General features: G+C 40.5%; 12 protein-coding genes. 8 read left to right on the top strand and 4 right to left on the bottom strand.

Annotated elements, in window-relative coordinates; genetic code table 11:
- Positions 1 to 3: 3 nt before the first annotated feature.
- On the bottom strand, positions 4 to 684 hold the full coding sequence (locus tag IW510_RS03130; protein ID WP_202056816.1) for a response regulator transcription factor: 681 nt from the start codon (positions 682 to 684) through the stop codon (positions 4 to 6).
- A 510-nt stretch (positions 685 to 1,194) separates the two neighbouring features.
- On the opposite strand from IW510_RS03130, the gene IW510_RS03125 reads away from it, so the two are divergent.
- Entirely contained in the window at positions 1,195 to 2,184 is a 990-nt protein-coding gene (locus IW510_RS03125; RefSeq protein WP_202056815.1) for a sialidase family protein, read from the top strand.
- A gap of 94 nt (positions 2,185 to 2,278) precedes the next feature.
- On the opposite strand, the gene IW510_RS03120 is transcribed toward IW510_RS03125, so the two are convergent.
- On the bottom strand, positions 2,279 to 3,649 hold the full coding sequence (locus IW510_RS03120) for an MFS transporter (protein WP_202056814.1): 1,371 nt from the start codon (positions 3,647 to 3,649) through the stop codon (positions 2,279 to 2,281).
- A gap of 486 nt (positions 3,650 to 4,135) precedes the next feature.
- Between IW510_RS03120 and IW510_RS03115 the strand changes: the two genes are divergently transcribed.
- The 6 genes from IW510_RS03115 to IW510_RS03090 all read left to right on the top strand — a co-directional run bounded on the left by IW510_RS03115 (position 4,136) and on the right by IW510_RS03090 (position 9,399).
- Positions 4,136 to 5,113, top strand: coding sequence for a dimethylarginine dimethylaminohydrolase family protein (locus IW510_RS03115; RefSeq protein WP_202056813.1), 978 nt, complete (start codon positions 4,136 to 4,138; stop codon positions 5,111 to 5,113).
- Positions 5,114 to 5,295: 182 nt separating this feature from the next.
- Positions 5,296 to 5,781, top strand: coding sequence for a helix-turn-helix domain-containing protein (locus IW510_RS03110; RefSeq protein WP_236674586.1), 486 nt, complete (start codon positions 5,296 to 5,298; stop codon positions 5,779 to 5,781).
- A gap of 1 nt (position 5,782) precedes the next feature.
- Positions 5,783 to 6,529, top strand: coding sequence for an ABC transporter ATP-binding protein (locus IW510_RS03105; protein ID WP_202056812.1), 747 nt, complete (start codon positions 5,783 to 5,785; stop codon positions 6,527 to 6,529).
- Entirely contained in the window at positions 6,519 to 7,163 is a 645-nt protein-coding gene (locus IW510_RS03100; RefSeq protein ID WP_202056811.1) for an ABC-2 transporter permease, read from the top strand. The genes IW510_RS03105 and IW510_RS03100 overlap by 11 nt, the downstream gene beginning before the upstream one ends.
- 303 nt (positions 7,164 to 7,466) lie before the next feature.
- Positions 7,467 to 8,660, top strand: coding sequence for an MFS transporter (locus IW510_RS03095; protein WP_202056810.1), 1,194 nt, complete (start codon positions 7,467 to 7,469; stop codon positions 8,658 to 8,660).
- Positions 8,661 to 8,874: 214 nt separating this feature from the next.
- Positions 8,875 to 9,399, top strand: a complete 525-nt coding sequence (locus tag IW510_RS03090) for a helix-turn-helix domain-containing protein (RefSeq protein WP_202056809.1) — start codon at positions 8,875 to 8,877, stop codon at positions 9,397 to 9,399.
- 74 nt (positions 9,400 to 9,473) lie between these two features.
- Here IW510_RS03090 and IW510_RS03085 read toward each other — a convergent pair whose 3' ends face one another.
- Positions 9,474 to 10,994, bottom strand: a complete 1,521-nt coding sequence (locus IW510_RS03085; RefSeq protein WP_202056807.1) for a helix-turn-helix domain-containing protein — start codon at positions 10,992 to 10,994, stop codon at positions 9,474 to 9,476.
- Between the two features lie 253 nt (positions 10,995 to 11,247).
- Between IW510_RS03085 and IW510_RS03080 the strand changes: the two genes are divergently transcribed.
- Positions 11,248 to 12,210: a peptidase gene (locus IW510_RS03080; RefSeq protein ID WP_202056797.1), complete on the top strand. Its 963-nt coding sequence runs from the start codon at positions 11,248 to 11,250 to the stop codon at positions 12,208 to 12,210.
- Positions 12,211 to 12,397: 187 nt separating this feature from the next.
- Here the strand turns inward: IW510_RS03080 and IW510_RS03075 are convergent, their stop codons facing one another.
- Positions 12,398 to 13,288: a MurR/RpiR family transcriptional regulator gene (locus IW510_RS03075; protein ID WP_202056795.1), complete on the bottom strand. Its 891-nt coding sequence runs from the start codon at positions 13,286 to 13,288 to the stop codon at positions 12,398 to 12,400.
- Between the last annotated feature and the right edge of the window lie 24 nt (positions 13,289 to 13,312).

Raw genomic sequence — 13,312 nt, 5'->3', positions numbered from 1 at the left:
ACATCACCTCGTTGGAAATTCTAATAGGTAACCCAAGCGGCGGATAACCTTTATTTGTGTATCGCTGTGGATTTCCTTCAATTTTTTTCGCAGTAACGAAATATGAATCTCCACATGCTTATCTTCTGCTTCAGAATCAAAGCCCCAGATTTTCTCAATAAAACCTTCCTTGGTAGATAATTTGGGATGATTGGCAATCAATATTTCCAGAATGGCAGCTTCCTTATTTGTTAGCTTGACTGCCTGTTCTTCTTTTGTCAGAACGCAAGTATACGGATTCAATATGATATCGCCAGCTGTCAGAAGACCGTCCTCGTGATAGACGCTTTTTCTTCTCCCAAGGGCTCGCAGACGGGCAATCAGTTCCTCGTATTGAAATGGTTTGCCAAGATAATCATCGGCTCCGCTATTTAAGCCTTCAACACGATCCATCAGCTCTCCTTTGGCTGTCAGCATCAGTATCGGAATATCGATTCCTTGCGTGCGCGCCTGCTTTAGCAGAGCGATACCGTCCATTTTCGGCAGCATGATATCTAATACCGCAATATCATAAATACCGGAAAGCAGGCAGTCTAAGCCATATTCGCCATCCGCAGCAATATCTACAGAATAGCCATCCTTTTTCAGCATTTGAGCCACTGCTTCAGCAATCATTTCTTCATCTTCAACTAACAGAAGCTTCATTTTTTGCTCTCCTCTTAAAATAATTTCTTTCTTCTTAATGTACTTTATCCTACCATATTCTGCTAAATTTCTGTGGATGAATTAGTCGTACCGTAGAAAGTATAGACAATCAAACTTGAATGAAGCCTGAATTTTGTTCTCTTGCCTCCAAGCTTAGCAGGAAAATCATTGGAACTTATCATCATTGGCAAAAATCTTTTTGCAAGCTTTAGAATAATTGTATCTACGAGTCTTACTTCGTTCGATTCTCGATACAAAGCTTCTTGTTCCTACAAGCTTTGCTTAGAAATTCCCGCTCTGCTCAGCTTTTTTGCTTGTCTAGCTTCCCGAGCTAGCTCTCTTCGACAATAAGGCAAGTGAGCCTCATGATAAAAAGCATCATGTGTCTGGCTTGAACTTATTGCTCGAGAGTTGAACGAGCTCATTCAGCTTTTCTAATTAGAGGTTCGCTAAAGGTTTGATAGATATAGTGGACATAGAAAATAAACTAATGGAAAAGAGGAAATCAATATGAAAAACAAACCATTCAATAGCAAGAAAAATAAAGGCTTCTTCACTGGTCGGACATGGCGTTCATTGAAGCAGATACCTGTGGGCGTGAGAATCGGTGCAGTCATCTTAGTTGCCGGACTGGCTCTAGGAGCCTATCATGCAGGGAAAAATACAGCTTTGGCAGAGGAGGCTGCTGCTCCGGCAATCAATGTGACTTCATCGGCAGAGAAGAAAGCCAGCCTTGAAGGAACGAAAATTAGAAGGAACAATAATAAATGGCAGTTTTCTTCGGATGATGGCGACACTTGGTCGGAAACACCTCCGGAAGGTATCTATGAAGGCGATGACGGTCGTTTATATTATGAATCTGACAAAATAAAAGGGATGAACAGTAAGTCAGAAGGGGAAATTGCTGAGTTTCCATTTGTTGATGAATCTGGCAACAATGTCATCATGAAACGGGAGAATGATTCATGGCAATTTTCTTCTGATGGAGGTAAGACATGGACTGATGAAGCCCCAGAAGGCGTAGATATCGCAAAAGATGGCACAGTCACTTGGCAAAGTGAAGGTGGCAAGCAGGTATCGGAATTTGATCCGTCCAATGGCAAATGGAGATACTCAGAGGATGGTGGAAAAACCTGGTCTGATCCGTTACAGGATATTGAGGATTGGATAGAGAATGGCTTTACGATGTCGGTGGCAGAAGGAATCTTGATGAAGCTGCAGGATGGAAAGGTCGTCTATTCGACAGATGGCGGGGAGACTTGGTCTGAAGAAGTACCGGAAGGACTGGAAGTTCCTGAAAATAGTGTAATTGCAAAGGGCGAGGATGGGAAAATGAAGTATTCGACAGATGGTGGAAAAACCTGGTCTGAAGAAAAACCGGAAGGCTTTGAAATCCCAACCGTTGAAGATATCCTTGAGTCTCTACCGGAAGGGTTAATTCCGTCTTTAGATGAAACCGAGGATTCCGATGGACTGGATGCGAATGCTACCTCTCTTTAAAAAATAACGTGTTAATGTATGATAGTAAAATAGTAAAAATGAGCCGAAGACCGTTCAGTCTTCGGCTCATTTTGAAGTCAATCGTTCAGCCTTCCTATACTGCCCGTTTTGGCTGGATAACGAGTTGAATGAAAAGAACCACAAAGCTGAGAAGCAGCAATCCGAATAAACAAAGCAGTGTCAGCTTAGCACCGGCACTAGTCCCTTTTGCCAAATCACTTGCAGATTTTTGTGAAAGATTCATGATGAGGGCGGCAAAGGCTGTTGAAACAGCACCAATAAACTGCTGCAGGGTACTAAAGATAGCATTGCCGTCGCTTTGCTTGTCACTGGAAGTTGCCGACAGTCCAACAGTCATCAGATTGCTGTAGGCTAATCCAAGGCCAACCATAAAAAGGACGTGGCAGGCGATAATCAAAGGAATAATGCCGCCGGTTAGCAAAATGGAGAGTAAGCCCCAGCCGATAAGTGATAGAAGCAAGCCTATCAGGACGGGTCTTTTTGCACCTAACTGGTCAAGAATTTTTCCGGAAATTGGTGCAAAGACAGCTCCTACTAATGCTCCGGGAAACATCATGCCGCCAGCTTGAGAAGCAGGTACCTCAAAAACAATCTGCATAAAATTAGGAATGATAAAAGAGACACCTAAAAGCATGGCTTGAAATACTAGAAAGCCAAACAGACAGCGCCTAAATGCCTGATTTGTAAAGACTGATAAATTTAATAGTGGTTGTTTTTTGTTGCATTCGTAGAAGACAAACGCACTTCCGATTCCGATGGTTAAGATAAGCCAGAAGACTGGATGTTTAACATAGTTGAAGGATAACAGTAGAGAACTGAACATCACAGCAAGTGCGAAAGCAGCTGATAGATTGAGCTGTTCTGTCTTTTTAACAGGTTCCTCCGGTATAGCATAGAAACCGACTAGAGCTGCTGCTGCCAGTATTGGCAATAAAAAGATATAGATATAAGACCAGCCCCTGGTAGAGGTCAATAATCCGCCATAGGTTGGACCCAATGCTGGTGCAATTGAGGTTGTCAAGGTGCCGACACCAATCATCATTCCTCTATTTTTGATAGGTACTTTTGTTAAGATAATCGAAAACATTAGTGGTAGAGCAATACCGGTAGCGATTCCTTGAAAAACTCTACCGAGAAGCAACAGGGAAAAACTAATGGGAATACAATTAATGGCAACACCAAGAATAAAGAGAATGATGGCACTGGTAAATAGTTTTCTCATGCTGTAGTTCTTTGTTAAGAAAGAAGACAGCGGAACAATAATAGAAATCATCAATAAATAAATCGTGGTCACCCATTGTACCTGTACGGTACTGATAGTAAATTGCTTGATTAATGTGGGGAATGTAACATTCATTGCTGTTTCAATCAATACACCGCTGAATGTCAGTATACCGGTAGCAAGAATGGCCAGGTACACATTGAATGATCTTGTTTGTTTCATTTCTTTCACCTCTTTGTTTATTTTGAAAAAAGCTTGCTCGTAAAGCTAGACAAGTAGAAAAGCTGAACGAGCTCGTTCAGCTCTCGAGCAATAAGCTCGAGCCAGACACATGATGCTTTTTATCATGAGGCTGACTCGTCTTATTGTCGAAGAGAGCTAGCTCGGGAAGCTAGACAAAAAAATAGAGACAAGATTCCTAAGAATCTCGCCTCTATTTCGGCACATTTAAGACATGTGCTATCTGTACGATACTGTTGATTATAGCGAAATAGCAGAAACAGTCAACAGGAAAAAAATGACTTAAGATTTTCTTAAGGTGAGCAAAATGTGCAATATGTCAGTTTGCGAGATGTGCGTTTAGGAAGGAGCTATCTGGCTGTAAAACAGTAAAATCTGAAGAAGTATAAGAGCCAAACGTTATGGTCGACATTTGCTCTATTTGCCATTATTCTGAATGTGGAGAAGCTTTGATAGGAGGGAACAAGGATGAAAAAAGTCAATGTTGTCAGCGAATTTGCCCCGTTGCGTTCGGTGGTTCTGGCACAATCGCAATTTTGCTTTCCATCAGAAAAGGGAGGAGCTGCGTTTGATGACTCATTTTTGACAGAAGAGAATGCACGTCTTGCAAAAGAAAGTGCTGGACTGGATTTAGCAGAAGCTGACATTCAAAAACAAAGGCAGTGGGAGCAAGAGAAAGAGGCGATGAAAGCGGTATTGGAATCCTATGGTGTTGAGGTCTTGAGACCAAGATTATTAACACCTTTTGAAAAGGAACTCGGTAAGGCTTCAGGTGCCGGCTACAGCAACTTCTTCTCACGAGACCCATTCTTTACGATTGGAAACTTATTGATAGAAGGAAATTTAAGATTTATGCACCGTCGTCATGAAATTTTGCCGATTCGTCCGATTGTGACAGAATGGGCTGCGGAAGCCGATTGCTATTATTTTTCTGCACCTCAGCCGGATATTTCAGCTGGTGAAATGAGTGAAGCCGGTCCCTTTATTGAAGGTGGTGACGTTCTTGTTTTAGGTAAAACGGTCTTTGTCGGTCACTCCGGCTTAGCGAGTAATTTTGAGGGGATTCTTTGGCTCAAGCGCCTGCTGCAGCATTTCGACTATGACGTAGTTCCGGTGAGATTGCACCCGCATATCTTACATTTGGATTGCGCGCTGAGCCTGCTGAAAGAAGGACTGATGATTGTCTGTGAGGAAGCCTTTTTAGATGGTATTCCTCAACAGTTGAGGAGCTGGGACACTATTCCGGTTTCTCTGAGAGAAGCATCTTTACTGATGACAAATGGGTTGCCTATAAATGAAAAAGTTTATATCACAGACCGTTCGTTTACGAAGCTCATCCCACAAATTGAAGCTAAAGGAGTCAAGGTTGAGGGAATCGATTATCAAGTATCAAGAATTTTCGGCGGGTCCTTTCGTTGTACGACACAGGCTCTGGTCCGTGACTAATGAAAAAATGGTTGAAGACAGCTGCGCAGGAAGAGCGGATTTCTGCACAGCTGTTTTTTGTTGTTACTTTCAGGATGAGGTGTCTCTCTCTGGATTTATTGGTTCCCCAATACAGGCAACTTTTGTTAACAATTATTGTTAGCGATGGTTGGTAGGCGTGAAGCTGGAAGTAGGATATAGTAATGGAGAAAGGTGTGAAAAGTATGAATAATCAAAATAATCTTGTCGCAGTGAATTTGCGCTATTTAAGAAATAAAACCAAATGGTCTCAGGAGCATATTGCAGAGAAGATAGGTGTATCTCGTCAAGCTGTAGCTAAATGGGAAAATGGCGAGACAATGCCGGATCTAATCAATTGTGCGTCATTGGCTGATTTATATGAGGTATCGTTGAATGATCTCGTTCGTCATGATCCGGAAGAGGCCGGTATGCCGATTGGTCCGGTAAATAAGTACATTTTCGGTGTCGTTACTGTAGGTGAACGTGGTCAGGTAGTTCTTCCGAAGAAGGCAAGAGACACATTGGGAATTAAAGCCGGTGATACGCTAGTGGTGCTGGGGGATACAAGTCCGGCGACAGAGGGACTGGCAATGCTAAAAAATTCAACCTTTACCCGCGTGACAGGAGAAGCGGTGGATAAACTCATTCCACACAGGGAGGAGCACTAAGATGCCATTATTGGACGTGAAAAATATTACCAAGGAATATCCGAGCTTTGCTATTCGTGACATCAGTTTTACGATTCCAAAAGGGAAAATTATTGGATTGATTGGGAAGAATGGGGCTGGAAAATCAACGACACTGAAATCTATCTTAAATTTAGTGCCAGTTAATCAGGGAAAAATCGAAATGTTCGGGAAGAATTTTCTGACAGAAGAGATATATTGTAAACAGCAGTTGGGTGTCGTTCTGGGGAGCTTTGATTTCTATAAGGAAAAGAAAATCAAAGACATCACGAAAGTAACCAAGCGCTTCTACTCACAGTGGGATGAATCGGTTTATCAGAAGTATCTCGCTGCCTTTTCTTTAGATTCAGAAAAGAAAGTCAAAGAACTATCCGCAGGGATGCAGGTGAAATACTCTATCGCGCTAGCCTTATCCCATCAAGCGAAGCTCCTGATTTTTGATGAACCGACGAGCGGGCTGGACCCGGTATCACGTGATGATCTGATTTCAATTTTCCTCCAAATCGTAAAAGAAGGACAACGGAGTATTCTTTTTTCTACTCACATTACATCGGATTTAGAAAAATGTGCGGATGATATTCTCTATATCAAGGATGGTCATTTAATCAAGGCAGCACCTAAAGCTGAATTTATCGACTCTTTTCAATACTTGAAAACAGCGGAAGACACCCATGATTTGTCTTTGGAAGAGATTATGATTCGAATGGAGGGCAAGCACTATGATTTCTAATCTGCTTTATAAGGAGTTGCGGTTGGCTGCACACCCTAACTTATACGTTTTTACGATGATGGGACCGCTAATTCTGATACCGGCTTACCCATATACCATGATTTTTCTTTTCAGCTGTATCGGAAACTTTGTCAATTTCATGTATGTAAGGGAAACCAACGATATTTACTATACCGCCTTTTTGCCAATCAAAAAGACAGATGTCGTGAAGTCGAAGCTGCTGGTGGTGGTTTGTTCGCAGTTAGCCTTGATTCTGATTTCTCTACCGTTTGCCTTTTTGCGCCTGTTATTCCTTTCCAATGGCAATTTAGTGGGGATTGAAGCAAATGTCGCCTTCTATGGCTTTGGCTTTATGATATTTGCAGCATTCAATTATTTATTTCTAACTGGCTATTTTAAAACAGCCTATAAAATAGGCAAACCGTTTCTTGTTGGGGTGACAGCAGCAACGGTTATTGCGATTTTTGCAGAAGGCGTTGTTTATATTCCTCAGTTTTCGTGGTTGGACTCTGTTGCAATGAGTGACCAGCTTCGCCAGCTGCCGATTTTAGTGTTTGGTGTGGTTCTTTATGGACTTGCAAACCTGTTTGCCTATAGAAAATCAATAAACAGGTTCTCGAAAGTAAATTTGTAAATAGTATGATTGAAACTGGTAGACAAGATGTTCAGACTAATATCTTGTCTACCAGTTTTTTAGGCTGTAGAAAACATTGTTTCAGCGTTACGTACTTCTGCTGTTGAGAAAAACACTCCCTTTTCACTAGATTTTAGCAATAGAGGTTGAATTTCTTTTCGTTTCATCCTATGATAGGGATATTGTATTTATTTTTTGGAAATTATAATTTCTTAATAAGAAATTATGGGTGATGACTTATGCTGAAGGATGCAGCTTCAGTAGCTATCATAAATGAGCGAAATGGGAAAGGGTTTAAGAAAAATGTTAAAGAATTCATTTTATCAGGAGTTAAGTGAGACGAATAAATATATTATTCGCTGCTGCTTCTTTATCTTTTTTGTTAATGGGTTATATGCAATGATTTTTGGTTCAATTTTACCGCTTTTAAGCGAAGCCTATGGGTTGAATGATACGGTCAGCGGGATGTTGATTTCCAGCCATCAAGCCGGTAATCTGCTGGCCGGGTTGCTTGCGGGGATTCTACCGGTCTATTTAGGGCGTAAAAATGCCATTTTATTTTTAAGTAGTTTTGTTATAATCGGCTTTCTTCTGATTGCGATTACAGGACAGCCTTGGCTGTTACTTGTGGCATTCTTCTTTACGGGAATCAGCCGCGGCAGCATCTCCAATTTTAATAATAAGACGGTCAACGATGTTTCTGATAGCAGTCCGGCGGCGTTGAATTTTCTCCATAGTCTATTTGCAATCGGAGCATTTTTGGCACCATTTCTTGTTATTTTATCAACGGCATTATTTGGTTCTCATGGTTGGCAGGTCAGTTGTATGGTGATTATTCTGCTGATTTTAGTTTCACAATGGATGTTTTCAAAAATGCCAATAGAAGAGGATAAGCCGCAGCGCAGCAACGCTACAAAGGAAAGTGGCTATGCATTTTTTAAAGACAAGCTTTTTTGGAATACAGTCATTATTCTCTTTTTCTATTTATGTGCAGAAGCAGCCATTACAGGTTGGCTGGTTAAGTATTTTGTGGATGCCAACATTATGAATGTTCAACAGGCGCAGCTCTTGGCATCATTATTGTGGTTGGCGATTTTAACAGGAAGACTGCTTTGTACATTTTTTGGTGATCGGTTGAAACGCAGTCGTTTGCTGCTGTTTATCAGCGTAGGAGCAAGCTTGTTCTACTTTTTACTGCTGTCAACGCAGAGTTTTGCAGTTATTGTGCTGGCAATCTTTGGTTTGGGCGCTTCAATGGGCGGTATCTATCCAACAGCTATGACGATTGCAGGACCGTCAATCAGAAAATATCCGATGGCGATGGGCTGGCTTCTGATTATTGGTGGAGTCGGCGGAATTACAATGCCAATCGTTACTGGTATTTTATCCACAAATTATGGGATTTTTGCAGGAATGGCAGCAATTATTGTTGCTATTATCATTATGCTTTTAGGGGTAACGGTATATATTTTCTTTGAAAGAAAAGCAACAAATTAACAATTTTTTCTATAGCTGATGAAGAAATCTCGCTGTCCTTTTCAAAAAAGAGCGTTCTTTTTTTCTGAGCAGTACTTTTTAAAGACTGCTTTCAAAATACCGATAAACAGCGATAAATCAAGGGTGGAAACAGCTTTCCATTGCCAATGCCGAAGAGGATATGTAGACTGATTAATAAAGTATGTATTAAATAATCAAGTTGCAGGTGAGCAGAATGGAAATCAGTCAAGTAGTTAAAGAGAAACGAAAAGAACAAGGCTTAACGCAGGAGCAGTTAGCTGAAAAAATATTTGTATCAAAGAAGACAATCTCCAATTGGGAGAATGGTCGCACAACCCCTGACATAGAAAGTCTGATTCAGCTGGCGCATCTATTTGAGTTGTCTTTAGATAGCTTGTTACTTGAAGGCTCTACCATTGTAGAAGACATCAAGAAGCGCGAGCAACTCGCTGAGCTAACACGTATTTACTGGTTGGGACCTATGATTACTGAAATTTTATTGTTAATTTTGCTCTATTTTCCTGCGGGAGATTCTGAGAATCAGTGGATGCTAGGTATAATTGTTCTGGCGGCAATCACAAATCTACTTTCAGCCTTCTATTTTAAAGCAAAAATTTATCGACTAAAAGGAATTGAGGAGAAGCTGAACAGAGAATTAAAGTATATGAAAATTAGCGGTCTCGTATTTTTAGGCATTGTTTTGTTATTTTTACTGATTATCTATGGTTTCTATAATTGATTATTCAATAAGCCATCTACTGATTTAAGGAGCTGCGGCATGCCGCAGCTCCTTTTTGCTCTGTTTCTTCTCAATCAGTTTAGCGTCTGTGCTCGGATTTCGAATATATAAGCACCAATCTTACTGATAATCATTTCCCAATCGTCTAGTTCTACGGTTTCGTTCAACAGATAAATTCTTTTAATCTGCGTTGGTAGATTAGGTAAGGGACAATCGCTTATGACAATGTCACAGGTTTCCATAAATCTTTTTTTAAACGCAATATGATTGGAAGTATAAATTTGTTCGATTTTTCCAATCAGGTCCTCGCTGACATAATAATCTCTGGTGTAGTTGATACCAATGATGATGGGGCGGGCTCGTCTATATCGATCAAGGAGATGAAAGAGGTCTTCAACAATCCAGTCAATATTTTCTTTTTCCAATCGTTTAGAAAGCAGGTGTTGATTGGCTTGTCGAAAGTCCAGATAAAATTGCTTGATTTGTTCCTTGATGAGCTGAAAGCTTTGCCGTTCTTTGTATAGACTGGAAGAGGGCAAGGGTGTATTTGGTTGTTTTTCGAAAAAATATTCGTTGTACAGCTTGTTTCGCAAAAGGTTCAGAATATGCATTGTTTTTTTATTTTCCGGAATCGTCAATTGAAAACTTTCGCAAAACTTCTCAACGAGTAATTTGGAATAGAGTAAAGAAGGCATTTTCTTTTCTAAAAGAATCTCATATTGCTTTTGATTTCCTTGATCACTTTCAATTTTTGGTAATGAAAGACGAACGAGTACGTTCAAAATAATCCGCTGTTCATCGCTTAATGGTGCATCTGCATGAAGTAGGTCGATTGCCGGGTCAAGAAAGACGAGGCTGTCTGGGTGCTCTTTGATGACCTGCTGAATTTCTTTTCTTGAGGTATAGGGAAAGTTGGTCGTACAGATTTTCAACAGAAGATAGAGCTTATCCATCAATCCTCCGTTTAGGCTAGCCAGCATCCCCTTTTTAAAATAGCGGTTGAGGATGTAAGCAACCGTTTCTTCGCTTTCTTTTTGAAACGGGCGTGATGTATTTGAAAAGATATTCCAATAGACATCTAAAATACAGTATTGGATTTGAAATTCACTGCCTGTAATCAGCTTTTTTCCGGCTTTGGAGAAGCGAACAGCAATACCATAGAGGGATAAAAAACTGCTAATTGTTTTCATCCGTGTGTATAGGTACGAGGCACTGTAATTCGTCCGACGACTAAGGGCAAGGACTGAAGTGAGCTGATTATCCAGTAGGGCAGCCATAATGATGTAGTTGGTTGATTCTGTACAATAAAGACCAAATAATCGATAGTAACAGTCGATACCGCTGTCTGCTGTGGTCTCCATCTTGATAAAACGCTGCTGTGTGATGATGGCTACCGAGTCAATGCCTAACCGTTCGACATCCTTTTTCAGCTCTTGGATATAGAGTAAAAAATTATTTTCAGACATATTAAATTCCTTAGCCAGATAAGACACGGTGATAAAGAAATTGTTTTTTAATAAGAACTGTGTGATTTCCAATTTTGTTACGCTTTTTTTGGTTAAAAGATAGTCTTTGATTGCTTCTTGTGTCTGCATACGGTCATCCTCCTGCTTCAATAAATGAAATGAATTCTGAAACAAGCTCATCTACTTCATCTTACCACGTCAGTGTAAAAAGAGATAAGAATGTGTTGCCGGCAAAGGGATTTTACAGATACTTGCCTATTGATTTATTGTAAATTTATTTTTTTCTATAGAAAAAAAAGTAAACAAACAACTGTTATCTATATTATTTTATTGCTATCAGGTAGCGACTATCTGGGAAAACGTATGAAAGAAGGAAATAACTGTGAGTATGATGGGAATGATGATGTCGGTAGCTATGTTGGCAACAGCTTCTGTAAGCAGCAGCACTTTGCCAGATACAGGAGCTTTGGCCTCAAATGAGGCAGCTTTAGTGAATATGGAAGCTAAATGGGCAAATGTCAATCGAATAACGTTTGTTGACGAGTATTCTCTTTTTAATTCAGGAGTAGCCAAGCTGCAAGTGGGAAAACCGGTCACGGTTTATGCAACAATCGATTATTCAGGCGATCTGAATCCTATTTTACAATCGGTAGTTACCTTTGAAAATGTCGATTCTGCGTTGGCGATTGATTATGACGGTGCACTTTTAATTGATGGGAAACAGGCAACCTTTTCTTTTACAGTCACATTGCTGGAATCAATTCAAACTCCTAAGCTGTTTAGCGTCAAAGTTTCTGATGGTCAGCCGGAGGACAATCAATATCTGACGCCTTATAGTCAAAGACAAACGGTGGTTGAAGATGTTGTACTGAAGGATTCCAGTACAGAACCCAGCAATGAGCCTAAAGAAGAGGACACTACAACATCAAGTGAAGAAACGAAAATAGAGTCAAGTACACCACCGAATGAAGAGCCGAAGCTTGAAGAGAGTATCGAATCAAGTGAGCCTCTAGTAGAAAACAGTACGGAACCGAGTACCGAGTCACGTGAGAGCTCCGATAAAGAAAGTAGTGTGTCATCCAATGAAAAGCCTGGAACAGGAAGCAGCACAACATCAAGCGGTGAAGATAGTCGGAAAATAGGGAAGGACTCAAGGGGTGGCAAGCCCGGGGCTGATGCGGAAGCAACTGGGATATCTTCTGTTAGTTCTAAACCGATTTCGAAGAGAGCATCGTTCCCATCAACTGGGGAAAATACAGGTAATCGCCTATTTCCGGTAGGAGTTTTTGTGACGTCAATCGTTCTACTGATGGTTCTTTATATGAGCGAGAAAAAGAAGAAATAATCTGTTTCGTATTATCAGACAATCCAACAATTAATAGATAGAAGCGATGTACGGGTTGGTTGTAAATAGAAGTGTGTGAAGGCAATGCAATAATTCTATCTTCCCCAAAACATAAACTGTTGGATGTCTTTTAATAAATTTGAAGGAGGGAGGAACAAAATATTTTTGTTCCTCCCTCCTTCGACCTTTAAAGGGTAAAGTTATAGGGGTTTGTCTTTGTTGTGCTGATGTTGTCTCTGATTTTCTTCATGGATTCGATGTTTTGGTCATAATTATGATGCATCACATTTGTATAGAGAATATCCATGACAGTCAGGTAGCTGATTCTTGAAGCCAGTGACTCCGTTCGAAAGACTGTTTCTTCCGTCAGCACGATGATTGCCTTATCTGCTAGCGCCACCAGCTCAGAACCGCTGTTTCCGGTTAATGCAATAAGCTTGGCTGGTGTTTTCTTGACTTGCCGTGCTAAGTTTATGGTTTCTTTTGTTTGACCGGAATGGGAGAAGAGAAATACGCAGTCTTCACTGGTCAGCTTTGTTGCGAAGCTTAGCTGCATGTGGTAATCAAAAAGATGATTGCAGCGGTATTTCGTCCGAATAAACTTATGGAAGCTGTCAAATGCCACAATGGTTGAACCGCCCAAACCAAAGAAATGTAAGGTTTTAGCCGAGTAAATCAGTGCGAGTACCTCATTAAGCAAATCCTCTGTCAGGAAATGAATGGAGTTGCTGAGTGAGTAAATATTTGATTGCAGCACTTTTTTGGCGATATCAATACTGGAATCCTCCGGACTGATATCATCTGCACCTGTCATGTGATTTACATTTTGAAAGGCCGGCTGATAGTTGGTGTTGCGAGCAATATCAATTTTAAATGCTTGAAATCCGCTATAGCCGATTTTTTTTACAAACTGATAAATCGAAGATTGTGAAACACCGATTTCTCCGGCCAGCTCTTCAAGAGTTTTCATAGAAAGCACTTCATCTGTATGTGTAAAATAATCAGAAATTTTTTGCTCTGTTTCGCTGAGAGAACCCATTTTCAATCGGATTCGTTGGTCTAAATAATGATTTTTCATCTTATGCCTCCAGTCTGGACTTAT

This window comes from Enterococcus sp. BWR-S5, assembly GCF_016745255.1.
GTDB lineage: Bacteria > Bacillota > Bacilli > Lactobacillales > Enterococcaceae > Enterococcus_L.
This window is presented reverse-complemented; position numbering and strand designations above follow the sequence as displayed.

Coding starts and splice junctions, on each gene's coding strand:
- IW510_RS03095 (WP_202056810.1), top strand. CDS start 7,467: ATGTTAAAGAATTCATTTTATCAGGAGTTAAGTGAGACGAATAAATAT.
- IW510_RS03085 (WP_202056807.1), bottom strand. CDS start 10,994: ATGCAGACACAAGAAGCAATCAAAGACTATCTTTTAACCAAAAAAAGC.
- IW510_RS03100 (WP_202056811.1), top strand. CDS start 6,519: ATGATTTCTAATCTGCTTTATAAGGAGTTGCGGTTGGCTGCACACCCT.
- IW510_RS03105 (WP_202056812.1), top strand. CDS start 5,783: ATGCCATTATTGGACGTGAAAAATATTACCAAGGAATATCCGAGCTTT.
- IW510_RS03125 (WP_202056815.1), top strand. CDS start 1,195: ATGAAAAACAAACCATTCAATAGCAAGAAAAATAAAGGCTTCTTCACT.
- IW510_RS03110 (WP_236674586.1), top strand. CDS start 5,296: ATGGAGAAAGGTGTGAAAAGTATGAATAATCAAAATAATCTTGTCGCA.
- IW510_RS03115 (WP_202056813.1), top strand. CDS start 4,136: ATGAAAAAAGTCAATGTTGTCAGCGAATTTGCCCCGTTGCGTTCGGTG.
- IW510_RS03090 (WP_202056809.1), top strand. CDS start 8,875: ATGGAAATCAGTCAAGTAGTTAAAGAGAAACGAAAAGAACAAGGCTTA.
- IW510_RS03130 (WP_202056816.1), bottom strand. CDS start 684: ATGAAGCTTCTGTTAGTTGAAGATGAAGAAATGATTGCTGAAGCAGTG.
- IW510_RS03075 (WP_202056795.1), bottom strand. CDS start 13,288: ATGAAAAATCATTATTTAGACCAACGAATCCGATTGAAAATGGGTTCT.
- IW510_RS03120 (WP_202056814.1), bottom strand. CDS start 3,649: ATGAAACAAACAAGATCATTCAATGTGTACCTGGCCATTCTTGCTACC.